A 23,307-nucleotide genomic window follows, 5' to 3' on the forward strand; every position below is an offset into this window, starting at 1 on the left:
AGTTGCTGGTTTATTTTTTCAGAAGTTTTGCATAGCGTTACTTATTTTATCGGGGACCTTTCCGGATCATTTTCTGCAGGCTTCTAAGCGGCTCCTGGCTTACTTTAAACCTCCTGAAACTGGTGGAGTCCATATCGGCGATAAGGACGATCACGACGGCATAGGTAATGGTTAAGATCGGTATTTCGAACGTTCTGCGGCTGCCGCTAATACCTTTCTGGTACCCGTACGCGAACATGCTGATGACATTCAGAAAAAGCAGCGCTTCCCAGAGGGCATCGGGGATCCGGAAAACCAGGGCTACCGTTTTGCGCTCTTCGGCCAGGGAAATGATCTCGTTCACGGAAGTGATAAAGAGCGATTTCATAGCCGGCGGAATATCCTGCTCTTCCAGCGAAAGGGCTTGTTCCCAAAGTAACAAATGAATAGCATCTCTGCGATCGAGGAGGGCTTCTACATTATTGCTTTCCGGAAGTTTAAGAAGAAGATCGGTGTATTCGCTGAAAAGTTTCCGGACGGTGGTTTTCTGTTTTTCCGGCAAGAGACCGGCGCGTAAATAACCGGCTCCTATGGCGTTTGCCTGCGAAATTACCAGGCCCTTGCGGTCGGCGAAACGGGAAGAGGTAATGGAAAAGGTAAAGCCAAGCATAAAAGCCAGAAGCGCCAATATGGCGGAGACGGCCGTTCCGATGGGGGCAGTGGGTTCGTTTATTCCGTTTTTAACTTTGCGGTGACCGGCCCAAAAACCAAATTCCGTAGCAAGCACCCCGATTATCAGAAGGATAATGAACAGCACCCAGGAAGGCATGGAGGTTAAAGAATTCGCTAAATCCATAATGCAGACTTTAAGCCCGGCGGAAACCAGCGGGTGGCGGATTATTCATTCTTTTGTTGGTGCGGTATTTTTATTTAACCGGGTTCAGGGGCTGTCTTTTTTCATCATTTGCTGTACTTCTATCAGGGGTTGCTGGCTTATTTCGAAGCGGTTCGGCCCGGTAGAATCCATATCGGCGATCATGGCAATTACCAGCGCAAAGGCAGCGGCCATTAAGGGAATGCTGACGATGCGGCGGGTGCCAAAAGTGCCGGTCTGGTAGCCTACTACAAAAGTTCCCAGGAGGGAAAGGAGGATAAGGGAGCTCCAGAGTACATCCGGGATCCGGAAAATGAGGCTTACGGTTTTTCGTTCCTGATAAATGTTTATGACATCGTTCAGCGAATCGAGGAAGAAGGTCCTGATCTCGGAGTCCATGTCTTCTTTTGTTAGCGTTGAGGCCTGCTGCCACATGAGCGCGTGCAGCGCTTCTAACTGAGCAATGCCCTGAATACTTGCTTGAATGTTCCGGTTACTATTTGGACCATATGCTTTTAGGTTTTCCTGCAGGAGGATCTTCAGGTATTCCCGAAGGTATTGCCGGATCGGAGCTTTTTGCTTTTCGGGAATTAAATTGCTGCGGAGGTAGCAGGATGAAATGGCGTTGGCTTGTTCAATTACCAGCTCTTTGCGTTCTCCGTAGCGCGATTCGGTAAAGGAAAAGGTAAAGCCCAGCATAAAGGCCAGTAATCCTAAAATTGCCCCGACGGCCGTTCCGATGGGGGAGTCGGGTTCTTTAATGCCTTTTTTTCCTCTCCGCTCTGCCATCCAGGCGCCGGCTTCGGCGGCCAGTACGCAAATAAGAACTACCAGCGCGAATAAAGCCCAAGAGGGTATGGAAGTAAAAAAGCGGGCTATATTCATACATTTTAATTTTATTTTAAATGCCTGGCGTTCTGCAGGAAGTTAATGGCTCTATTCAGGTTTGCTTTCGGCACCGCCTTGATCTGTAAACAGAATTCTGGTCAGGGAGTTTTTTCGTGCATCATTTGCTGTACATCCAATAAGGGTTGCTGGCTTACTTTTAAGCGGCCTCTGCCGGTAGAATCCATATCTGCGATCATGACGATGACGAGGGCGAAAGAACCGGCCAGCAAGGGCATGCCTACGCGCGTTTCGGTTCCTTTGCTATGGTGCTGGAAACCGCTGATGAACATGCTCAGGAAAGCCAGCAGGAACAAGCAGTTCCAGATAGGGTCGGGGATGCGGAAAATGAGCACAATAGTTTTGCGGGTGGCATTCAGGTCGATGGTTTCATTTACAGACTGAATGTAAAGGCTCCGGATCTCAGAATCCATATTTTCTTTATCGAGGGAAGCCGTCTGCAGCCAAAGCGCCTGCAGAATTTTATTGAACCGGGGCATGTATTTTTCTAACTCCTCCGGACTGGTAAGTTTCACCCGCAAGTCCACGTATTCGCGGAGCAGGTTTCGGGACGTTTCCCGTTGTCTGGGGGGCAGGTAACTGGTGCGTAAATACGTTGTTCCAATGGTATTGGCTTCTTCCAGAATATGGTTTTTCCTGTCGCCGAAGCGGGTTGCGGTCATAGAAAAAGTGAAGCCCAGCAGGAAAGCCAGCAAGCCCAGCATCGCCCCTGCAATGTCGCTGATAGAATCTTCCGGGTCCCGGGATTTTTGCTTTAGCCGGCGGCGGGCAAAAAATGCACCGATCTGCGTTGCCAGTAAAGCATAGCAGAAAACGAGCAGAAACAGCGCCCAGCCCGGCAGGGAAATCAGGAAGTTTCCGAGATGCATGTTTTTACATTAAAAGTATAGCGTTTTATAAGTAAATTAGCTTTGGTAACCAGACTGAAGAATGGTTGGTGAAAAACACACCACAACGGCAGGCGGTACTACCAGACAATTTTACATTTTTGATGTATAGCATTTTATTTCACGTTGGCTTTCTCCCAGGCTCTTACTTTTTTCCGGGCTTCGTCGAAGATGCGTTCGTAATTTCCTTTGCGTAGTTTTTCGCTGGCTTCGGGGCTTAATCCTTTAATAAGCGGTTCGTACATGTTGTAAACCGCATAATACATTTCCGGGCTCGAGGGCGCTACTACGTCCGTGCCGAAAAGGATGCGGTCCGGGTAGTGGTTTATTACGGTAATGCCGTTTTGCAGCGACTTCGGATTGTTTACCATATATTTCGCTACCTCATCCCAGGAAATATCGAAATACACGTGTTTCAGGGCCGGATCTTCCAGGATATTAATTACGATGTCCAAAAAGGTGGGATTAGGTTCTCCCATAGAAGCAACTGCTGAGGGCTGCACCGGTTTTACCACCCGGCCCATACCCACGTGCGCCCAGATAATGGTGGTTTTGGGGTGCCGCTTCAGCAGGTCTTTCATTTGCGTGAGGAAAACCGGTTCGGCGCCCGCTTTGGCAAAGGGGATATCCATATCGCTGTGCAGAATTACGGCAAGGCCAACTTCGCCGGCAAAATCGAGGATACTGTCTAAAGCCGGATTGGTAAGGCTGGCTACTTCGCCGGCAACTTTAGAGGATACAAATTCCTTGTGAATACTGAACTCGCCGATGCCCGAAAATACGCCCGGAAACGTTTGCAGTACCCGTTTTATATGCGCTTTGCCGTACATGTCGGCCGGGTTGAAACCGGTGATCATCGGGTCGAAGCGCTGCTTTTCTTCAGGAGAAAGTTTATTGAAAACGCTGGCAATGTAGGCATCGGTGAAGGAATAATAATAGAGCGGCGCATCACTTTGCAGGTAGTAGGTGGGGGCGAAATTTCCGGAATTCTGGTACGACCAGGCTTGCTGCAGGGGTATGCCGAAAAGGGTAGAACGGCCCACGCGGTTGCCCATAATTTCCAGGTATTGCTGCACCGTAATGCCTTCCTGAATATAGTTGGTCAGGTGGAAATGCGAATCGTGAAAATCGTACTTGGGCAGTGGGGCAGTTTTCTTTTTTTTCTTCTGCGCTTCGGCGGAAAAGGCCTGAAAAATGATAGCCAAAACGATCAGAAAACTGCAGCACCGGTGGTAATTAATGATCTTCATTTAGCCAGATTTTTAACGGAACAATCCCTTCGTTTTTCAGCGGAAAACCATAGCGTTTTAGCCCGGATTTTTCAGGTAATCGCAATGTTCCGGGACTTTCTGAACGTAGTTGGTCAGCTGGAAACGGGCATTGTGAAATTCGCAATTCGGAAGTAACATATGCGGTGGTTTTTAGCGGTAAATTCAGGTTTCGGGCTTCATTGAACATGCTCTTATAGCATAATATCGGTGGCAATAGAAACAGTGGTTCCGGACTGGCCGGCTATGTAATAGCCAAACGTAGAACCCGCCGGCGATCTTTCTACCCGGATTAGGTGCAGGTTTATCCGCCAGCTTCGGGTGCCGGAAGGAAAATAGCTCAGGCCGCCGGCCACCTCCCAGGGGTTGCGGTCGAACTGATCGATAACCGTGGAATAAACGCCGTACAGGTCCAGCTTTTTCTTGATTACCGAATAAGAAGCCCCGACATACACGCCGTTGTCAATAATTTCGGATTCAGATTCAGGAATGGGGCCGGTTGTGTTGAAATGAGATAACCTTCGGCGGAAAAATTCGGTCTGTAAATGGAAGCCTTTGAATTTAAAGCCAAGGTCAACGGCGCCGATCTGGTATTGGGCATTCCGTACCGTTACACCATCGGCCAGGGAGCCTGTTTCAAACAAATAAACGCCGTCGGAAAGCCTGATCTGGGTTTCAACCGGATTCGGTTCGGAAGTGGGGTTAAAGCGGCCTTCACGGGCATGAGTAAAGGAAACGCCAAAACGGGTAGCCAGTTTTTGGTGTTGTTCAAAATCGCCGTAACCGCCGCGCGGGCCAAATTCTCCGGTAGTCGGCATCCACCAGAAACTGAAGCTTTTGGTCAGGTCGCGGGTCATCTGGGTATTATTAACGCCCAGCTGGCTCAGGTTATTTCCCAGGAACAGCCAGTAACTAAACCGGGGCAAAACTTCGCCGGTAATCCAGAAGCCACCGGTGAAACCCGGGCGCAAGGCCTCTTCGGCCATTTGCCGGTCGGTAGCCATAAAGTAAGGCCAAGGCCCCTGCAAAGACCGGATACCAAGGTTAGGTCCAATACCGGCGCCAAGGCGCAAGGCCTTGTTTACCTGATAATGCATATTCCCGAAGATCAAGGTCTGGCCGGTAGAAGCTAAGCCCCAAATGCTTACCGTATAGCGGAGCTTAGGCGTATAAAAAAAGCCCGATGCCCAGACGAAGGTACGATGCCACTGAATGTCGTGCCGGGTATCAATGTTTCGTACCCTGCCCAGGTGATCGGTAAAGCTTTGGGTAGCCGGTAATTGGTTGGTGTAGCGCAACAAGCCGTAAAGGCTCAGGTTCAGGCTGCCCCACTTGCTTTTGTAAAGGTCGAAGCCCCGGCCGGGGCTAAATTCTCCGGCCTGCGTTGTGGGAATGGGTTCTTTTTCAATGTTCAGGGTATCGTAGGCTTCCACTTTCATGTCGTCCTGGGCTTTTACTTTTTCCGGCGAAAAGTATAGCATTGCCAGGACGGCCAGGAGCAGGAACCACCCACTACTAAGCCGGAATTTTTTTCCGTTTGGCGAACTGTCTTTTGCGGACATCAAGCCTACCATTTTCCCGGATTTCATTTTTGAGTTACTTGTGCAGCACTACCCGGCTTTACCAGGTAAGGATTCAGGCCCAACTTGTTCACAATGTCGGTGATGGCTTTCTGGGCGCGGACGCTGTTTCCAGCTTCATCTAAGCGGGGCGAAAAAGCAGCTATGCCGTACTGGCCCGGAACGATGGCCATAATGCCGCCGCCCACGCCGCTTTTGGCCGGTAAGCCAACGTTGTAGAACCAGATGCCGGAGTCGTCGTAAAGGCCGCAGGTAGCCATAACCGGCAGTACGTGGGCTACGGTTTCCGGCGATACCACTTTCTTTTTGGTAACCGGGTTGGTGCCGCCGTTGGCCAGGGTGGCCGCAATCATGGCTAAGTCTTTGGTATTGATGTTTATGGCGCATTGCTTCGTATAAATATCCACCGATTTTGCCGGATCGAAATACATGCGTTCGAAGGAATTCATGAGAGAGGCCAGCGCCTGGTTGTGCTGGTTGGTGGCGGCTTCGCTTTTATAAACCGGGTCGTTTACCGATAGCTGCCGGCCGGCAAAATCGTTGTGGGTCTGCAAAATGGTATTCCATTTTTCTTCGTAGGTGTTGCCTTTTACCATACTGGTGGCCGCAATGGCGCCGGCGTTTACGAGCGGGTTAAGTTCCTTGCCTTTGTTTTCCTCCACAAAAACGGCAGAGTTGAATTTCTGGCCGGTCGGGTCCACGCCTATTTTATCCTGAATGGCTTTGGGGCCGAAATCTTCAATATCGCGGGCCAGCGTTAACACTTTGGAAATGGATTGAATGGAGTACATGGCATCGGCATCGCCTTTGCTGTAAACCTTGCCGTCGGGGGCAATAACCACAATGGCAAACTGCTCGGAAGGTACTTTGGCCAGTTCGGGAATGTAGTCGGCGTTTTTACCTTCTTTCAGGTCTTTGTATTTGTTGTAGGCTTCGTTCACGGCGCCTTCAATGCCGCCTTTATCGGAGCTGGTTGCAGCGTTTGGTTTTGCATGCTTTTTCTGGGCGCTGGCTTGGTAACCTGCACCGGAGAAAAACAAAAAGAAGGCCATGGCCAGTATCGGGAAGTTTTTGTCTGATCTTTTTTTCATAGGATAAAGTTTTTGGTTGGAAGGCGTTTGAGGGCACATTCAGAAATGCAGGCACTGCATTCAGTGCTTCACCTGTGCCTGATAGCAAAACAACAGGGCTTACAAAAGAATGTTTTAGCTGGATTTTATTGATTCCCTATTTTTCAGCCACTTTATCTGGAAAGCCGATCGGAAGCGGCATCAGGCAAATTGATGCTGAATAAGAATTTATACTTTTAAAAGGAGGATCATTCCGGCCGGTTTAACTATTTGATTTGCTGCATCCGGTAACTTTTCAGGCAGATTCACAAAACCCTTAACATTCGGGAATTACAAAACCGAACAATTACAACGGGGGCCGGTTAGGAATAAGAACGATACTTTTTTACCTAAAACCATAGCGATTCTCAGAACCGGAATACAGCTTTTGATCTCTGATTTAAAAAGTACAGGCTTCTGAAAGGTTCTGATGCCAGTTGACTATTCCGGGAAAAGCTAAATGAACCTGTTTTTTTTACAGTAATCCCAAAGCTATGCGTTACGCTAATCTCCAATTCGTTTTGCTGCAGCATTCAGGAACAACCCGGTATGTTTTAGTGCTGTTCCGAATTGTTACCCTGGCATTTTTACTGCTTCGGCTCCCCCTTTTTACTTATGCCCAGGATACCACCGCCATCTCTCCGGATTCTACCATATTCTGGAGAATTGAGGCCGGCGATGAAGCCGATATTGAAACGCCCCGGCGCCAGCTGATTAAATGGAATGAGTATTCAGGGCCTTATTTCAGCATACGGCTGGGAGGCGGGCTTTTGTACGACGTAGCCACTTATGAGCAGGATGCCCAAAGCAAGGAACAGGTTGGCGATCTGAAAAAGGATATAAAATTCCGCGATGGCAGGTTCCTGTTTAAAGGCCGGTTCGGGCCCGATAAAATGAAGCATCCGGTTACCTATACCATGGGTATTATGTATAACCAGCCCACAAAATCGTGGTTGTTCCGGGAAACGGGGATCATGGTTGGGGTGCCCGAACTACGGGGAAGCTTTTTTATTGGCCGAACCAAAGAAGGTTTTTCGCTGAACAAAGTTATGGTGGGTTATGCCGGCTGGACCATGGAACGTTCTACCATGAGCGATGCTACCATACCGATCCTGGGCGATGGCATTAAATATTATGCATATTTGCCAGGGTCAAGAATCGGCTGGAATGTCGGTTACTTTTTTGACCAATTTAACGAAAATCAGGCATTTTCCTCCTACGACAACCAGGTAGTTGCCCGGATTATGTGGCTGCCAATTCTATCGGACCCGGAGCGCAAGGTTTTTCATATCGGCATTAATCTCAGGCAGGGAAATGTAGATAAGGATACATTGCAGCTCAGATCGCGGCCGGAATCCTGGACGGCCCCGTATTTTGTCGATACAAAAAAATTCCGGGCCACGCAGACCTTTATGTACGGCGGCGAAATTTACTACCGGCACGGACCCTGGCTGTTTGGTTCGGAATACTGGTTTATGGATGCAAAAGCGCCGGAAAAAGGCAATCCGCGTTTCCATGGCGGCGACATTGTAGCTACCTGGCTGATAACCGGAGAAACCCGCGCCTATAATACCGCCGGCGGATTTTTTAAAGGGATCTCCCCGAACCGGACCGTATTTGAGGGCGGGCCGGGAGCCATTGAAGCTGTTCTCCGCATTTCCTATATCGATCTGGATGATAAAGGGATTTCTGGCGGAAAATTCTGGCGGATTACGCCCATGATGAACTGGCACATGTCCGACAACATACGGCTGGAAATTGGTTATGGGTATGGCGAACTCGATCGTTTGGGGCTGGAAGGTGGTACCCAGTTTTTCCAGGGCCGCATTCAGTTTCAATTATGATTTAAAGCTGAAAACCAAATTGCTATCATCATCATAATTACCAAAACTAAAAAACAGTAGGATTTCAGGCCTGAAAAGCCGGTTTGGATTTATTTTCATAATCCGGCAAATTATTGCTGCACAAACAATTTTACAAAGAGATATTCCATATGAAGGACGTAAAAGGAAAACTGTTAATAATTGGCGGCCATGAAGACAAAGGAGACTATGAAAACTTATCGGAAGAAGATCTGGCTCGGAAAAATTCCTTTGCTGCGGAAGGCGTGCTGAAGCGTTTCCTGGTTACCCTACAGAAAGATGAGCCGAAGATTGAAGTAATAACTACTGCTTCGGAGATTCCCGAAGAGGTGGGCGAAATGTATCAGAAAGCCTTTAAAAACCTGCAGGTAGAAAAGGTAGGAATAATGCACATAAAAGTGCCCGCCGATGCTAACGACCCGGAGGTGCTTGAACGTTTGCGTAAGGCGGATGGCCTGCTTTTAAGCGGGGGCGACCAAAGCCGCCTGGTAAGTACTTTTTCTGGTTCCAAAGCGCTCCGGATCATCCAGGAACGTTACCGCGACGAAGAGAATTTCCTGATTGCCGGTACCAGCGCCGGCGCTATGTGCATGAGCCAGGTAATGATCACGGGAAATATAGAATCCGGCCCGATGGTGAAAGGCACCGTTCATACGGGAACCGGTTTAGGCTTGCTGAACCGGTTAATTATCGATACGCATTTTATGGTTCGCCGAAGATTTTTTCGGTTGGCAGAAGCAGTGGCAGCCTTTCCAGACCATATAGGCGTTGGCCTGGATGAAGATTCGGCTATTCTGATCAGCGCAAACAAAACCATAGAAACCATTGGCTCCGGATTGGTTGTAATTTTTAATGGCCGGCAGTTAACCAAAAACAACTTTCCGGATATTTTGCATGGCGACCGAATAAGCTTGCAACACATAATCCTGCACATTCTGCCTAAAGGCGAAAAGCTTGATGTTACTTCAAAGCTTAATTAAAATAATTATCCAATTCAACTGCTTTTCAGGCTTAAAAGCATAGCGTTTTAGGGGTGAAAACTACCTGTTTTTGCAGACAATTCTTACCATGAATTATGTAGTAATAAAGTTGCCGGGTTTAATAACTGACGTTACGCAAGGTGTCTTTTTATTGAAGACCTGATCTGTCTCACATTAGTTATTAGATTGGAAACAGCTCTATCGGCCGGCTTTGTTGTACTTTATTGCCGTCTGCTTTATCTCACGGTTAAATAGAACAGCAAATAAGGCTTATGCCAAACAACTCATGTTCAGAGAAACCCGGTTAGGCTAAAGCCATTAATTTGTTTTCCTGAAATCCGTCAGCTAAAGCAGACGGCAATGGATTTTTGATCGCGGAAAGAATCAGTCCACTACATAATTGATTCCCTGCTTGCGTAAGGTCAGTTATTAACTGACCTTACGCAAGCAGGGGAAAAGTCACCCTTTGGAGGGCAGGGTTGATTCATTCTGGCGGATTCTCCCCTTGAGCATCAGAGGGGTGTTTACGCCTGCAGGTATTAATCAAAATAACGTTTTAACACCCCTATAATCCCCTCAAGGGGATAGTCATTAGCCAGAATGAAATAGCTCTGCTTTGGAGGGGGGCCTCAAGAAACTTGCGTAAGGTCAGTTAATTAATATTCCTGGAAAATACGCTGCAAGTCCTCCGGTTTCCGGTCTTTCAGCAAGGCCAGGGCTAACAATATTCTGGATTTCTGAGGGTTCAGTTCGTAAGAAGCGATGGTGCCGTATTCATCGTCTTTTACTTCCACATCGCGGCCAACTTCGCCGGTTGCCACGCGGGAACTTCTTACCACGGCTACTCCTTTTTTAGTGGCTCTTTTAGCTGCGTCTAAAGCGGCTTTGGTCATGTTGCCGTTGCCTACGCCTGCAATTACAATGCCTTTCGCTTTATTTTTTACCGCAGCATCAATCATGCCCCCGTCCATATCTACACAGCCGTAAACGATCTCCACTCTTGGTAAGGTTTTCACGCCGTCAATAGAGAACTCACTTTTCTGGCCGAATTTTCTGTCCGGGTAGCGGTTGAAATTGTTCTTGCCATAGGCAGAAGTTCCAATCAGGCCTATCAGAGGCGACATAAAAGTTTGCACGGAAGTGGTACTAACCTTCACCAGGTTCTGGGCCGAGTGGATCCAGTCGTTCATTACCAGCAGCACGCCCCGGTTTTTTGCGTTCGGATCGGCAGCTACTGCTATGGCGTCATAAAGGTTCAATGGGCCATCGGCGCTCAGGGCGGTACTTGGCCGCATGGATCCTACCAGTACCACCGGCTTATCAGTTTTAACTACCAGGTTCAGGAAATAGGCAGTTTCTTCCATGGTATCGGTGCCGTGGGTAATTACAATGCCATCGGTGCCGGATCGGGTAAGTTCGTTTATGCGGTTGGCCAGCTTCATCATAATATCGAAGCTCATGTCCTGCGAACCGACATTCGAGATTTGTTCGCCTTTTATGTTGGCCAGTTTTTTGGCATCCGGCACAGCATCCAGCATGGCATCGATGGTTACCTGGCCGGATGTATAACCCGCCTGGGTACCGGTGGCTGCTGCCCCCGCAATGGTGCCCCCGGTAGCCAGAATTACTACATTGGGCAGGGCTGGTTTTTTCTCGCCGGAAGCTGTTTTTTCAGTTTTAGGACCTTCGGTCAGGGCCAGTGCAACCTGACCGTGGCCTGATTGGGCTATGCCATCTGCTGGAAGCAACGCACAAGCCAGCAAAGCAATGGTATAAGTATTAAGATTTTTCATAGGAATGAGTAGCTTTAGCGTGAATGAAGTAAAGAGACATGGGTGTCTGGCTATTCGTATTCAGACTGGAAATGCATAAGGTTCTATAATTCAAAAGGACACATAGCCGGGTTTCCTTCAGATCATGCGGTAATTTTAGTCTGGTTGCTTATTTCGATTTGGATTTCCTTTTCTTCTTGGTGTCGGAAGTTTTTTTGGCGGCTACCTGGGTGGCACCGGTCGGGCCGGTTGGGCTGGTAAGTTTGGCCGGGTCCATCAGGTCTTTGATCTGGGCGTCGGTGAGCAGGTTTTTCTCCTTGATCAGTTCCAGAATGCCTTTGTCCTGTTCTAAAGCTTCTTTTGCCAGTTCGGTGGTTTTATCGTAACCTAAAACCGGGTTAAGCGCCGTTACAATACCCACGCTGCGGTCCATGTAATGCTTCAGCACTTTTTCGTTGGGCGTGATGCCTTCAATACATTGCGTCCGGAACAAGGGCATGCCTTTATAGAACAAACCCTGCGACTCCATGATGGCAACGGCTACAACGGGTTCGTAAGCATTTAACTGCAATAAACCATCCTGAGAGGCCATGGTCACGGTCATGTCGTTGCCCACGGCTTTAAAGCAGATCTCATTCATCAGTTCCGGCATAACCGGATTCACTTTGCCCGGCATAATGGAAGAACCCGGCTGCAGGGCCGGCAGGTTTATTTCGAAGATGCCCGTACGCGGCCCTGAAGCCAGGAAGATCAGGTCGCTGGAAATTTTGGAAATGGTTACGGCCAGGTTTTTCATCGCGCCGGAGAACATTACAAAGCCCTGCATGCTGGACGTTGCCGCTACCAGGTCTTTGCTTAAGTGCATTGGTTTGCCGGTAATTTTAGCCAAGTGCATGGCGCATTTTTCGGCGTAACCCGGCGAGGCAGTAATGCCCGTACCAATGGCCGTTGCGCCCATATTTTCTTCGTACAGGTAGGCTTCGGTTTTAACCAGGGCATCGATGGCAGCGTCGATCTGATTCCCGAAAGCATGAAACTCCTGACCCAGGGTCATGGGTACGGCATCCTGCCCTTCGGTGCGGCCTAATTTTAAAAGATTCTTGAATTCATCGCCTTTTTTATGAAAGGACGCCGACAAGGCTTTGGCTTCCTTTACTACTTTATCGTTGTGCAACAGCATGGCCACGTGCAGGGTAGTAGGGTACACATCGTTCGTGGACTGGCCCATGTTCAGGTCGTCGTGCGGCTCGATGAACTGGTATTCGCCTTTCTTTTTGCCCATCATTTCCAGCGCAATGTTGGCCAGTACTTCGTTGGCGTTCATGTTGGCCGAAGTGCCGGCGCCGCCCTGGTACAGGTCCACCAGAAAGTGCTCATGGTATTTTCCATCGATCACGGCCTGGCAGGCTTTTTCAATGGCAGCGAGTTTTTCCTTGCTTAACCGGCCTACATCGGCATTGGCGCGGGCAGCAGCCAGTTTTACCATGGCGTAGGCGCGTACATAATCCGGATAGAAACTGGTGGGAACGCCGCTAACCTGAAAGTTTTCCAGCGCCCGGGCCGTTTGCACGCCGTAATAGGCATCGGCTGGGATCTGCTTTTCGCCTAATAAGTCTTTTTCGGTACGGGTGTTCTGGGCAAAAAGCGAATTCCCGCAAATACTGACGAGTGCCAGCAAAAAAGTTATGTAACGTAATTTTATATTCATGAACAGGAAATTAAACTTTTGAAAAATTTGGATAACTGGCAGGTTGCCGGCAAAGCCCTGACTTTTTCCCCTGAATTTGCCAGCGTTTCCGGGGAACTTTTCAGGCAATAGGGCACAGGTTTTTTGTCTTTGCTAAGGCTGGGCAGGAAGCAAACCGGATGATTATGGAGTAGTAGGTTCGTGGTAGAATTTCTGGCTGAAGTTATATTTAAAGGAAACCTGGATGCGGTAATCATTGGTTTTCCAGCCATCCTTGAAATTTTTGCGGTCGCCCCATTGGAATTCCAGCGCCATAAGGGCGTTAGCAGTTGGATAGTATATGATATTGCCTATGGCATAAGATCCTTTATTGAAGGCACTGGGATCCTGGGCATCGGAATTATCGATATCAACCATGGAATAGCCAAGGCTGCTGCTGAACTTATCGGACCAGTAACGATCGTAGAATGCTACAAGGCCCAGAACCGGTAAAGCTACACCTTTAACAGGTGTTCTCGTATTGTTGAATTGGTTCTGAACCCCTACGTCTACCGGGGCATCGTTCATGTAGTTCTCGATTCCTTCGCCGTAAACCGCCTGTAAATGGAGAATGTCTTTCTTGAAGAATTTAATGCCCGAGCTCAGGTTTAAGCCCCAGCCGGTGGCATGACCGCTCAGGTCGAAGGCATCGTTGTTAAGGTCTTTCCAGGCCATGCGCCGGACAATACCAGCCAGTTCTACATAGCCCCATTTCTTCCCAAACCGGTATTCCGCTGAAAAATCCGGCAACTGGAATTGAGGAAATACGCCTTCCAGCTCGATACGGTTTGCATAAAGACCCTGATCGGCACTGGCTCCCGGTCTTTCCAGGGCAAAAGTAAGGCGGGTATCACCCTGTATCGGCATGTAGCGGATCTGCACGTTGCGGAAGAAAACCATCCCGTTCGGCCCCCAGTATTCCACTGTATTGGGAAAAACGTCGATGTCCATGAAAGGACTCCAGTATTGGCCCGCGCCCCACTTGCCGAGTTCACCGTAAGCGTGCCGCAAACGGAGGGTAGTCTGGCCGGCATCTACCCCGGTGCCGAATAATTCCCATTCGAAAATGGTTTTAAGTTCGCCGAATCTGGTAGGAAGATAGCCTTTTACGCCCATACGGGTTTGCCTCACGCTGAAATAAGTTTCGCCATTGGCGCCGAACTCGTTTTTAAAGGCAGGCAGTTTGGTGGGCCGAAGCACATCGAACCAGGCAGGGTCTACTTGTTTGAAATCGTGACCGGCATCCGTCATTGTAAAGCCGTAGATCTCCATACTTACCTGCTTTTCCGGCTGCGGTTCTACTTCCTGGGCGGAAGCCTGCAGCGCGAAAAGGCACGTTATGACGACAAATAAAAGTATCGGGTTCCTCATAGTTTATGATATTATTGGTTAAATTTTGAGAAAGAGTGTTACCTGGATCGGTCTTCTCAATTTAAAGACTCTGTTATTAGCTGATTATGCAACCAGACAGGTGGAGCGTTTTGAATAAAGAACAAATTTCAAAACCTTATGGGCTGATGTTTTACTAAGTTAAAGGTGTATTTCACACCTGTAAGCCCCGTTTATTTATCTGATATTTTGTAAAGCTGGTTACTACTGAAAATGGATGCGGATCGATATTAAGTTAAATCAAAAATGAACCGGAAAGCTGCTTCAGGAGCAGGTTGAAATGAATATGCTACCGGAAAGGAAACAAGCGTAAACGACAAAAGTTTGTGGGTTAAATTCAAATTCCGGTCGAAAATTTAGCTATTCGATTACCAGATTCCTGCTTTTTCCTGTTTAATCGGATGTATTTTAAACATTTTGGGCTTCCGCGGATTTATTTGTGAACAATTGTTTATCATTATAAAGCGCTGCCCCGAAATGAAAAACCTCCTGCGCCTTCGCTACATTTATATAATAGCGGTGATTTTTGCTTTCCTGGATTCTATTTTTTTTCTGATCTCCGGCGTAATTGAATCTATTCACGGGTTCATGGTCTTTTTCAGGAAATTAATGACGGGGGAAAAGATTTTGATCGGGGTTTATTTCATGGAAGCGCTGGACAGGTTCCTGATCGCTTTTGTGTTTATGATCTTTAGCTTAGGAATTTATAAGCTATTCTTCGTAAAAGAACATAGCTCCGTAGATCTGCCTGGGTGGCTTCAGATCGAAAACTTAAAGGAACTGAAGGTGCTGCTCTGGGAAACCATTATGGTAACGTTAGTAGTGTACACTATTTCCCTGGTGGTTAATACTACCGCCGACAAAGGAGCGGTTATGGAAAGTTTAAGCTGGAATGCCCTGATTTTGCCTGTTATTATCCTGATCTTATCCGTAAGCCTGTATTTTATGCGGAAAGAATAGCGTTTACGGGTGCAGGAAATAGGCTGATTAGGTGTTTTGCAGGGAATACTTTTCTGCATCATTTCCTGTACTTTTTTAAAAGGGGCCGGCTTATTTCAAAACGCTTCAGATTTATCGCATCCAAATCGTAAAAAGGCACTTTTACCAAGGCAAAGCGGCGGAAAAAATGGGAAGTCCGGTTATTTGGCGGTTGCCTTTACTTTTGACGAATTGAAGACGTAAATAATGATGAATTTGAAATTGTTTAGCGATAATGCTTTGCGGATGATGCCCATTTAAATTACGGAAGCGGGAAACTTGGTACGCTCATACTACCAGGTTGCCCGCTTCCGTGAAAGCCGGGCCGGAACTTATTGCAGCGCCGGACCGGGCTTGTTTTATTGAATATTTCCGTATCTTTTTTTTTATGGACTACCCTTTTTCCGGCAGGTTGCATACCGTTGTGAAGCATTATTGTACTTGGACGTAGACTACCGTAGTACCTTGCATTTGTGGCTGGTAACGAACACCGTTGCAGTCAAATATCCCCGATTGATCGATGCAGCCGGCTGGTAGCGAATAGAGCACTGCCGCCGCTGCGGCTCCTGCTGCGGCGGCGGCTGGTGCAGGCGCAACATATACTTCATCTGGTCCTTCCCAACGGTCATGCCTTCTGTCTACCCGCCTGGCTGTACGGCGGGAAGTTCCGCGCACATCCATGCGGGCGTTCTGGTTGTTGACGAACTGGGCAAGGAGCTCTTCCGAGGCCAGCATCATCAGAAAGAAAGCAGCCAGTAAGGTGCGGTATTTTTTGAGCTGTATTTTCGATATTTTTTTCATTTTCAATTAAGTTTTCAGTTTTCAACTACTATGCTGTAGGCAGCATTTTTTTTATTGTGCTGGATCAATCGTCTGCATCTACCAGGATGTAGACCACTTCGGTGCCCTGCATTTGCGGGGCGTAATAGGTGCCGTTGCAGTTGTAGTAATTGTGGTAAGGGGAACAGCCACCGGGCAGGGAAGTGAGTACAGCCGCGGTAGCCACCCCGGCTGCTGCGGCGCCGACCGGTGCAGCATAATATCCGCCACCGTACCGGCCGCCATAAAAATAGTCGTGCCGGCGGTTCACCCGCCGGGCGGTGCGGCGGGAAGTGCCCCGTACATTCGCGCGGGCGGCCCCGTTGCTTATAAACTGGGCCAGTATTTCTTCCGTTGCCAGCAGCGAGAGGAAGAATGCGGCAACTAAACCCGCATATTTTTTTACCTGCTTAATTGTTAACTTTTTCATCTTTGTGAAACTTTAGGGGCATCTCCGAGGCGCATGAACGGTATTTTCCTGGCATTTGCCGGCGGCACAAACGTAAATTGCTGATCGGCGAATTCAGGCCCGCTTCCTTGTTTCCAGTCGGAAAAATCCACGGTGAATTCGGGTTTTCCGGGTTCGTTTTTGGAGATGATCTTGTAGCGGAGCGGCAACGCTGTATTTCCCTTCTGGACCCACATTTCCCAGTCTACATCCTGGCTTTTAAAAGCTAAATGGTGGCAGGCTTTGCCGTTTATATTTTCGTCTTTTAAAAGCTGGCCCTGGGTTACCAGTTCCATTAAACCGGTGTAGGGATCGGAGTAGAGAATATCGGAACCGGGAGGGTCCATCAGGAATTTCTCGCGGGCGGAATCCAAAGCGGCATCCAGAGTTGGAGGGGCATCGGCTTGGGCATACATGTTCGCATTTCTGCCCAGTACGGTAAACTTGCTGCCATCATAAAATACCGAGGCATCGCGGTTTTCATTTTTTACATTCACCCGCATTTTATTGGGGCGTTTAACAAACACCTGTGCGCGGTAGTTTTGCTTTTGCTTTTTGTTGTTTTTATCCAACACCTCAAAGTTGCCGGTAGAGGTATAGGAAAACTGCTGCATGGCGGTGAGGTTATCGCTCATTTGCTTCAAGATTCTATCTGCTTGTTTGTCGACCTTTGGGTTTTGTTGCTGAACCTTGTTTAATCCAGCTTCTTTTTTTGCAGGCCTGCCCGCTAGCATGGCCCTGCTCATGCTTCCTAAGCCGAAAAGCACCAGTGAGAAAATAAGCCATCGGAGGGCAACAACCTGTTTGGGATTAGCCTGTTTCATAGTTATAAAGTAAGAAGTGAAAAACCGACAATGGGATAGCCTTGCCCTAAAGAGCGGTAGCTTGTATTTTTAACAGGTTATTCGGTTAAATGGCTGAACCTTTACTTGGTGAATTTTGCTATTGACCAAATAATATAATTGTTAGTTTATTTTGCATTTATTAAATAAGGAGTGATGACGATCCTATTGGTTTTTGAAACTGTTTAGGAGATGAGGATAAAGGAGGTGTCGTAATTTAATATTTGATTACGCGAATGGTTTTAAGCAAATGCCTAAACAAGAAACGATATCACCTGAAATTAAGGTAAGTACAATATATGTAAGAGGTAGAGGCGAATTTTGGGTAAAATGCTACCTATTAAGAAGGGTATAAAAAAATCAGCGCCGTCTCAGGGAGGCGGCGCTGATTGGTAGTAAACTGTACAACCACCTAAAACAAACAATATATTTTTGTTCAAGGGGTTTCCGGTAAAAGGCGCCGCGGCTACCACCGCTTTGTTTGCACCTTTTTATGTTGTATAAATGTAGTATTCAGGCTTTTACGGCGTAAATGATTTTTAAGCTGCCTTTTCAGAGCTTCTTCTACAAAGCAACCCGGTTAAGGCCGGTTACTCCCATTACAATTTCGCCCCGGAGCACGGCTTCCCGGTAAAGGTTCAGCTTCTGGAATTCGGTATTCAAGGGATTTATTTCAGAGGTAATTTTGCCGCGTTCGGTTTGCGGGTTTAGGTTCCATTCTATTTTGGGTTTTTCCTGCCAGGTGGCAAAAGAAATCAGTTTGTTTGGGTAGATAGGGGCAGTTTTACCGGTTCTTTCAAAACAGGCCGAAATAGAGGCCACGGCCGGTAACAGCAGCAAAACTAGAAAGAAGGAATTATTTTTCATAGTTTTATTTGTGAATTTTAAAGATTAGGAAGTTAAGCGCTGATTTTCATTGGCAAAGGCCTTTGAGGTGCGGCTGCCGAAAAATTGACAGCCGCACTTTTTAGGGCAAAAAGGTAGCGTTTAGATTTCCCGGCGGTTTACACTGGCGCCGCCGGCCTCATCCACATTTATGGTTTCCGGGTTGCCGGTGTAGGTAAGTTCGCTGCCGCCGGTTACATCGCCCCGGAGCGTACGGGTAACGTGCACGTGCGCTTCGGAACCGCCGGTTACATCCAGGTTGGCGTTGTCGGCCTGCATTTTCAGGCTGTTCAGTTCACAACCGCCAATAATGTCGGCTTCCAGGTTGCGGGTAGTACCTTCCAGAATAGCTTTAGAGGCGCCGGTCAGGTTTACTTCCAAGGTCTGGGTTTCGGCGCGGACAAAGGCTTTGGTAGCGCCGGTCTGGTTTACCACTAATTTGTTTTGCTTGAAACCAACGATCTCGGCAGTGGAAGCGCCCACCAGGGAAACTTCCGAAAGGTCGGGCATCTGAATGCTGATGTAGATCGGGTCCATGTGGTTGCCGCCCAGGCTGAAACCGGATTTTTTCGGATAGATCGATAACTCCGTACCTTCCACTTCGAAGCGCATTTCTTTCAGGTCTTTGGCATCGCCGCGGGCACTTACATTAAAGGTGGCGCCGTGCGTGATCTTCACATAGAATGGGCCTACTACCGATACCTTTTTGAAACCGGCAGCTTCGAGCTTGCGGGTGGACGATCCGAATTCATCGGCCGTTTTCAAGAAGTCGTTGTCGCTGTCGCTGTCCGGGTCGTAACCGGAACTGTTGCGTTCTTTCACTTCGGCAGAATCGGCGGCGGTACAGGTTACACAGCTGAATATATTATTCTTAACTTTCCAGGTGTGTTTGGCGATCTGGTCGTTGGTGTAATTCAGGTCGAAGTTCGAAGCCGGCAGCATCCGGGCCAGGTCGTAGGAAATACGGTACGTTTTGGCTTCCGGCAGCAGCAGTTTTAAGCTCAGGTCCTGATCGCGGTAAATAGCGTTTGGTTTAAAAGTGAAACCGTTATCTAAGATCAGGGAAGAATCTTTCTGCACGGCCCGGTAATTCATCATCTGGGCATTTTTTATGGCATCTTCTTCGGTGCGGCCTTCGGCGCTGAATTGCTGCACTAACCGGATATCGCTGCCGGCGTGGCTTTCCACTTCCAGGTCGATATGATCGTTAAATACCCTTTCAATTTTATTGGCATCCAGGGAAATGGTTTGGTAATTGGCCGCCGGGAAGGTTTTTTCGGCCGTATAAGTACCGTTTTCCTCGAAATTCTTGTGGTAACTGATAATAGTAGCCAGGAAAATGAAGCCACTGATCAGCATTACCGCAAACATAGTCCAGCCAACGGTGGCCCGCATAAAGAAGCGTTTGGTTAATAAACCCAGGCCTAAAATGATCAGGAAAATAGCCGGAATTAAACCTGCCACGAAGCCGGCAATTTTACCAAACAATGGAAAATCGGTAAAGAAGAAATTATTCGGTACGTTGTTTATATCGATAAAGCTGGCATCCTGAATAACCCCTGAACTTACCAGCAGCAGGGAAACTAAAGCTACAATGGCCGAAAGCGCCAGAATTATCAACATTACCCCGGCAAAAACGCGCACTACTACCAATAAGGCATTCAGCACCGGACCCAGCACCCGGGAAAGTACCACCAGAATCTGGGAAATCAGCCTTACCGGCAACAATATTAAACGAACCAGCGGGCTTTCTTCCTGATTGGCCCCGTCCGGTTGCAGGCTGTTTTTCAGCGAGTTTTCAATACCAGACAGGGTTAAAGGCTTTCCCTGCATTTGGGCTTTTTCGGTTACGGTTTTAGCTTCCGGCAGAATGATCCAAAGCAGGATATAAAGCAATAAGCTAGCGCCGCCGGCAAAAAGACCGATAAGGAAAATCAACCGCATCACGGCCGGATCGATGCCTAAGTAAAGCGCCAGGCCGCTGCAAACGCCGCCCAGCTTTTTATCGTCGGGGTTGCGGAAGAGCTTGCGGGAAGTGGTATTGGCGGAAGAGTAAGCGCCTTTTCCGGCTGGGGTATCGTAATTCAGGGGCAGGGAAATCCAGCAAAGAATATACATCAGGATGATGAAGCCGGCCGAGATACCAGCTGTTGCCGGCGCAATCAGCACCAGGAAAACCAATAGCAATCGGATCCAGAGGGGGTCGGTATTGAAATAAGCGGCAATTCCGGAGGCTACCCCGGCAATGGCTTTGCGGTTGCCGTCGCGGAAAAGTCTTTTCGGGCCGGTAGCGGAACCGGTAGTATCAGAGCCGGAAGCCGAGGAGTACGAACCGGACGTGGTGCTGCCGATCATTTTTGGCGCTTCCCCTCTGATCTCAGCTTCGTCTTCGTCTTTATCCTGCTGGGCAAAATCGTTTACGCTGCCCATTTTCTTAATGAGCGCCTGCACATCTTCCAGGGTAATAACCTGTTTGGAAGGGGTGAGGTTGGCGTAGAAAAGTTCGGCCATGCGCGATTCGATGTCGGCAATGATCTCCTGGTGACCGGCGTACCCGGAAAAATATATTTTAATGCTGTTGAGGTAGTTGTTCAGTACTTCGTAGCCGTCTTCCTCGATGTGGAAGATCATGCCTTGCAGGTTTATGCTGATATTCTTTTTCATGGGGATTAGGCTTTTTTCTTGTTGATAATGAATTCGGTGGAATCTACCAGCTCGCGCCAGGTTAACCGGAGCAGCTCCAGAAATTCCTTGCCGCTCTCGGTGAGTTTATAGTACTTGCGGGGCGGCCCGGCCGAAGACTCGACCCAGGAGTAATCCAGGAGGCCGGCATTTTTAAGCCGCGTGAGCAGCGGGTAAAGCGTTCCTTCCACCACGATCATTTTCGCAGCGGTCAGTTCTTCGAGCATATCCGAGGCGTAGGCTTCGCCGCGGGCAATTATTTCCAGGATGCAGAATTCGAGAATTCCTTTCCGCATCTGAACCTGGGTGTTTTCTACTTTCATAAGCCATGTTGCTTTTAGCGGTTAATGAATTGATGATGCAAATATATAAGCAGGTACTATGTAAAGCAAGGTACTGTTTAAAAATCATTACGCGGTAATGCAAAGTAGGTTCGGAAAAAAAGGAGAAAATGGCGGTGAATGGTGTTTATTCGGGGATTTTGGGCAGGAAAACGAAAGGGAAAATTTTTGCGTTTAAGGAGAAAAAAAATTGTGCACCGGTTTTTTTCTTAAATCGGTAGCGTTTTTTCAGGAGGAATCTCGGGTTGAAGAGGTTGAGTTGCGGCTAGGGAAATAGAAAGGAGAGGAGGGGATTTTTCCCTTGGAGCGAAGCCTAATAGGTTTATGAACAAATTTTGATTGCACCACCTAATGATTTCTTTTTTGTCATTCTGGAAGAATCTTGTGAATTAAGTGCATTGAACCTTTAATTTTCTTCGGATGACAATTTGAGTAGCTTATTCCAAATTTATCCTGATGCTAATCACTTTTTTTGCACTGGAAGAATTGATGGGTTGGTAGCCCTGCAATCACAAAATCCATCCAGGATGACGGAAAGGGGAGAACGCTTTTTATCGGTTTATGCTGCCATGATTTCTAAAGCCTTCATTTGATAACAATAGCCTTATAAAGAAACAGGGAGTTTTGCTTCCCTCCAGAATATTTAAGTAAATTAATATTTGTGAACAGAAACCTTGTTAACTTGCATGGGTTTGGGCTGAAAGAAATAATTATAATAACAACAAAAGGTGACGTGTTTTAAGAATTTATGAATTATTTACATTAAAGTCAGCACTTTCTTTTAAAATATTAAACAAATTCTACCAGTTACGTACTTATGTGAATGCAGAAAACGTTGGTAGCTTTATAGTTCTAACATAATCTTATATGTCTAAAAAACTTTCGAAATGGCTGGTTGCAGCGTTTGCACTGGTAAGTTCCTCTGCTGCTGCCCAGGTTAGTGCGCCCAAGTACAGCAACGAGTTTCTGAATATCGGCGTAGGTGGCCGGGCCTTGGGAATGGGTAACGTACAATCAGCTATCGTTTCGGATGCAACGGCCGGCTTCTGGAACCCGGCAGGCCTCACCAAACTAGAGAACAAGTATAACCTGGTGGGGATGCACTCCGAACTTTTTGCCGGCATTATCAAGAACGATTACCTGACGTTTGCCACGCCTTTAGATACGGCCAGCGCCCTGGCCATTTCGGTGATCCGGGTTGGGGTAGACGATATTGCCGACACCCGCCGCCTGATCAGCAACAACGTGATCAGCTACGACAGCATCCAGTTTTTCTCGGTAGCCGATTATGCCTTACTCGTTTCCTATGCCCGCAAAAGTAACCTGATCAGGGGCCTTCGGTTAGGAGGAAATGCCAAGATCATTTACCGCCACATCGGCGACTTTGCCAACAGCTGGGGCTTTGGTTTCGATGCCGGCGCGCAACTGGAACGCAACCGCTGGAAGTTCGGTTTAATGGCCAAAGATATCACTACTACGTTCAATGCCTGGTCTATCAATACCGAAGAGCTCCGCGACACGTATAATGCCACCGGCAACGAATTGCCTAAAAACAGCGTTGAGGTTACGCTGCCTCGATTAGTTTTAGGTGTAGGCCGCGATTTTAAGATCGGCAGTAAGTTCACAGCATTGGTTGCCACCGACCTGGACCTGACTTTTGACGGAAAGCGGAACGTGCTGGTAAAAACCGGCCTGGTTTCTTTAGATCCCCACATTGGAGCAGAAATTGGTTACGGCGGCATTGTGTTTTTGCGCGGCGGCCTGAACAACCTGCAGCAGTTCGAAAAACTGGAAGGCGGGGAAAGCTGGAAAGCGCAGCCGAATTTTGGCGTAGGAGTAGCCATGAAAGGACTTACCCTGGATCTGGCCCTGAGTAAAGTGGCCGACAACAGCAGTGTATCTTCCGTAATTGTATCCCTCGGGTATAGTTTTGATAAATAAGAACAGAAAATAATAATTGTAAATCAGTCTACAGATCGT

Annotated in this window: 19 protein-coding genes; 4 read left to right on the forward strand and 15 right to left on the reverse strand. The window is 47.9% G+C overall.

The features are described 5' to 3' along the window. Window positions 1-46: 46 nt before the first annotated feature. From F0P94_RS11470 to glsA, 6 genes are all read right to left on the reverse strand, one after another. Window positions 47-835 (reverse strand): bestrophin-like domain, encoded by a 789-nt coding sequence (locus tag F0P94_RS11470; RefSeq protein ID WP_150904037.1) that lies wholly within the window; start codon window positions 833-835, stop codon window positions 47-49. An 84-nt stretch (window positions 836-919) separates the two neighbouring features. Further along, window positions 920-1,738 (reverse strand): bestrophin-like domain, encoded by an 819-nt coding sequence (locus tag F0P94_RS11475; protein WP_150904038.1) that lies wholly within the window; start codon window positions 1,736-1,738, stop codon window positions 920-922. Window positions 1,739-1,839: 101 nt separating this feature from the next. Continuing rightward, window positions 1,840-2,628, reverse strand: a complete 789-nt coding sequence (locus tag F0P94_RS11480) for a bestrophin-like domain (protein WP_150904039.1) — start codon at window positions 2,626-2,628, stop codon at window positions 1,840-1,842. A gap of 134 nt (window positions 2,629-2,762) precedes the next feature. Then, entirely contained in the window at window positions 2,763-3,896 is a 1,134-nt protein-coding gene (locus F0P94_RS11485) for an amidohydrolase family protein (RefSeq protein ID WP_150904040.1), read from the reverse strand. A gap of 212 nt (window positions 3,897-4,108) precedes the next feature. Further along, window positions 4,109-5,503 (reverse strand): hypothetical protein, encoded by a 1,395-nt coding sequence (locus F0P94_RS11490; RefSeq protein ID WP_150904041.1) that lies wholly within the window; start codon window positions 5,501-5,503, stop codon window positions 4,109-4,111. Next, window positions 5,500-6,585 (reverse strand): glutaminase A, encoded by a 1,086-nt coding sequence (gene glsA, locus F0P94_RS11495; RefSeq protein WP_150904042.1) that lies wholly within the window; start codon window positions 6,583-6,585, stop codon window positions 5,500-5,502. The genes F0P94_RS11490 and glsA overlap by 4 nt, the downstream gene beginning before the upstream one ends. Before the next feature lie 512 nt (window positions 6,586-7,097). Here glsA and F0P94_RS11500 point away from each other — a divergent pair. Together F0P94_RS11500 and F0P94_RS11505 are read left to right on the forward strand one after the other, a co-directional pair. Further along, the gene (locus F0P94_RS11500) at window positions 7,098-8,447 is read left to right on the forward strand and encodes an OprO/OprP family phosphate-selective porin (protein ID WP_150904043.1); all 1,350 of its coding nucleotides are present in this window, start codon (window positions 7,098-7,100) and stop codon (window positions 8,445-8,447) included. A 149-nt stretch (window positions 8,448-8,596) separates the two neighbouring features. Beyond that, window positions 8,597-9,445: a cyanophycinase gene (locus tag F0P94_RS11505; RefSeq protein ID WP_150904044.1), complete on the forward strand. Its 849-nt coding sequence runs from the start codon at window positions 8,597-8,599 to the stop codon at window positions 9,443-9,445. Between the two features lie 656 nt (window positions 9,446-10,101). On the opposite strand, the gene F0P94_RS11510 is transcribed toward F0P94_RS11505, so the two are convergent. The 3 genes from F0P94_RS11510 to F0P94_RS11520 form a co-directional block, all read right to left on the reverse strand. Beyond that, window positions 10,102-11,238: a type II asparaginase gene (locus tag F0P94_RS11510; RefSeq protein WP_150904045.1), complete on the reverse strand. Its 1,137-nt coding sequence runs from the start codon at window positions 11,236-11,238 to the stop codon at window positions 10,102-10,104. A 148-nt stretch (window positions 11,239-11,386) separates the two neighbouring features. Next, entirely contained in the window at window positions 11,387-12,925 is a 1,539-nt protein-coding gene (locus F0P94_RS11515) for an aspartate ammonia-lyase (protein ID WP_150904046.1), read from the reverse strand. A gap of 162 nt (window positions 12,926-13,087) precedes the next feature. After that, entirely contained in the window at window positions 13,088-14,314 is a 1,227-nt protein-coding gene (locus F0P94_RS11520; RefSeq protein ID WP_150904047.1) for a DcaP family trimeric outer membrane transporter, read from the reverse strand. Between the two features lie 495 nt (window positions 14,315-14,809). Between F0P94_RS11520 and F0P94_RS11525 the strand changes: the two genes are divergently transcribed. Further along, on the forward strand, window positions 14,810-15,292 hold the full coding sequence (locus F0P94_RS11525) for a YqhA family protein (protein ID WP_150904048.1): 483 nt from the start codon (window positions 14,810-14,812) through the stop codon (window positions 15,290-15,292). A gap of 450 nt (window positions 15,293-15,742) precedes the next feature. Here the strand turns inward: F0P94_RS11525 and F0P94_RS11530 are convergent, their stop codons facing one another. From F0P94_RS11530 to F0P94_RS11555, 6 genes are all read right to left on the reverse strand, one after another. Next, on the reverse strand, window positions 15,743-16,111 hold the full coding sequence (locus tag F0P94_RS11530; protein ID WP_150904049.1) for a hypothetical protein: 369 nt from the start codon (window positions 16,109-16,111) through the stop codon (window positions 15,743-15,745). Window positions 16,112-16,175: 64 nt separating this feature from the next. Further along, window positions 16,176-16,559, reverse strand: a complete 384-nt coding sequence (locus F0P94_RS11535; RefSeq protein WP_150904050.1) for a hypothetical protein — start codon at window positions 16,557-16,559, stop codon at window positions 16,176-16,178. After that, window positions 16,556-17,401 (reverse strand): DUF2092 domain-containing protein, encoded by an 846-nt coding sequence (locus F0P94_RS11540; RefSeq protein ID WP_150904051.1) that lies wholly within the window; start codon window positions 17,399-17,401, stop codon window positions 16,556-16,558. Before F0P94_RS11540 ends, F0P94_RS11535 begins: the two co-directional genes overlap by 4 nt. A gap of 582 nt (window positions 17,402-17,983) precedes the next feature. Beyond that, window positions 17,984-18,286, reverse strand: coding sequence for a hypothetical protein (locus F0P94_RS11545; protein ID WP_150904052.1), 303 nt, complete (start codon window positions 18,284-18,286; stop codon window positions 17,984-17,986). A 120-nt stretch (window positions 18,287-18,406) separates the two neighbouring features. Then, window positions 18,407-20,968 (reverse strand): PspC domain-containing protein, encoded by a 2,562-nt coding sequence (locus F0P94_RS11550; protein WP_150904053.1) that lies wholly within the window; start codon window positions 20,966-20,968, stop codon window positions 18,407-18,409. A gap of 5 nt (window positions 20,969-20,973) precedes the next feature. After that, complete coding sequence (locus tag F0P94_RS11555; protein WP_150904054.1) at window positions 20,974-21,309, reverse strand: PadR family transcriptional regulator; 336 nt, start codon at window positions 21,307-21,309, stop codon at window positions 20,974-20,976. An 885-nt stretch (window positions 21,310-22,194) separates the two neighbouring features. Here F0P94_RS11555 and F0P94_RS11560 point away from each other — a divergent pair. Next, the gene (locus F0P94_RS11560) at window positions 22,195-23,268 is read left to right on the forward strand and encodes a putative type IX sorting system protein PorV2 (RefSeq protein ID WP_150904055.1); all 1,074 of its coding nucleotides are present in this window, start codon (window positions 22,195-22,197) and stop codon (window positions 23,266-23,268) included. The last annotated feature ends 39 nt before the right edge of the window (window positions 23,269-23,307 follow it).

It is taken from the genome of Adhaeribacter soli (assembly GCF_008727925.1).
GTDB lineage: Bacteria > Bacteroidota > Bacteroidia > Cytophagales > Hymenobacteraceae > Adhaeribacter_A > Adhaeribacter_A soli.

Bases quoted from the DNA above. Each gene is read 5' to 3' on its own strand.
- F0P94_RS11475 (WP_150904038.1), bottom strand. From the start codon at position 1,738: ATGAATATAGCCCGCTTTTTTACTTCCATACCCTCTTGGGCTTTATTC.
- F0P94_RS11515 (WP_150904046.1), bottom strand. From the start codon at position 12,925: ATGAATATAAAATTACGTTACATAACTTTTTTGCTGGCACTCGTCAGT.
- F0P94_RS11500 (WP_150904043.1), top strand. From the start codon at position 7,098: ATGCGTTACGCTAATCTCCAATTCGTTTTGCTGCAGCATTCAGGAACA.
- F0P94_RS11520 (WP_150904047.1), bottom strand. From the start codon at position 14,314: ATGAGGAACCCGATACTTTTATTTGTCGTCATAACGTGCCTTTTCGCG.
- F0P94_RS11535 (WP_150904050.1), bottom strand. From the start codon at position 16,559: ATGAAAAAGTTAACAATTAAGCAGGTAAAAAAATATGCGGGTTTAGTT.
- F0P94_RS11470 (WP_150904037.1), bottom strand. From the start codon at position 835: ATGGATTTAGCGAATTCTTTAACCTCCATGCCTTCCTGGGTGCTGTTC.
- F0P94_RS11530 (WP_150904049.1), bottom strand. From the start codon at position 16,111: ATGAAAAAAATATCGAAAATACAGCTCAAAAAATACCGCACCTTACTG.
- glsA (WP_150904042.1), bottom strand. From the start codon at position 6,585: ATGAAAAAAAGATCAGACAAAAACTTCCCGATACTGGCCATGGCCTTC.
- F0P94_RS11505 (WP_150904044.1), top strand. From the start codon at position 8,597: ATGAAGGACGTAAAAGGAAAACTGTTAATAATTGGCGGCCATGAAGAC.
- F0P94_RS11540 (WP_150904051.1), bottom strand. From the start codon at position 17,401: ATGAAACAGGCTAATCCCAAACAGGTTGTTGCCCTCCGATGGCTTATT.
- F0P94_RS11545 (WP_150904052.1), bottom strand. From the start codon at position 18,286: ATGAAAAATAATTCCTTCTTTCTAGTTTTGCTGCTGTTACCGGCCGTG.
- F0P94_RS11550 (WP_150904053.1), bottom strand. From the start codon at position 20,968: ATGAAAAAGAATATCAGCATAAACCTGCAAGGCATGATCTTCCACATC.
- F0P94_RS11510 (WP_150904045.1), bottom strand. From the start codon at position 11,238: ATGAAAAATCTTAATACTTATACCATTGCTTTGCTGGCTTGTGCGTTG.
- F0P94_RS11485 (WP_150904040.1), bottom strand. From the start codon at position 3,896: ATGAAGATCATTAATTACCACCGGTGCTGCAGTTTTCTGATCGTTTTG.
- F0P94_RS11525 (WP_150904048.1), top strand. From the start codon at position 14,810: ATGAAAAACCTCCTGCGCCTTCGCTACATTTATATAATAGCGGTGATT.
- F0P94_RS11560 (WP_150904055.1), top strand. From the start codon at position 22,195: ATGTCTAAAAAACTTTCGAAATGGCTGGTTGCAGCGTTTGCACTGGTA.
- F0P94_RS11480 (WP_150904039.1), bottom strand. From the start codon at position 2,628: ATGCATCTCGGAAACTTCCTGATTTCCCTGCCGGGCTGGGCGCTGTTT.
- F0P94_RS11490 (WP_150904041.1), bottom strand. From the start codon at position 5,503: ATGAAATCCGGGAAAATGGTAGGCTTGATGTCCGCAAAAGACAGTTCG.
- F0P94_RS11555 (WP_150904054.1), bottom strand. From the start codon at position 21,309: ATGAAAGTAGAAAACACCCAGGTTCAGATGCGGAAAGGAATTCTCGAA.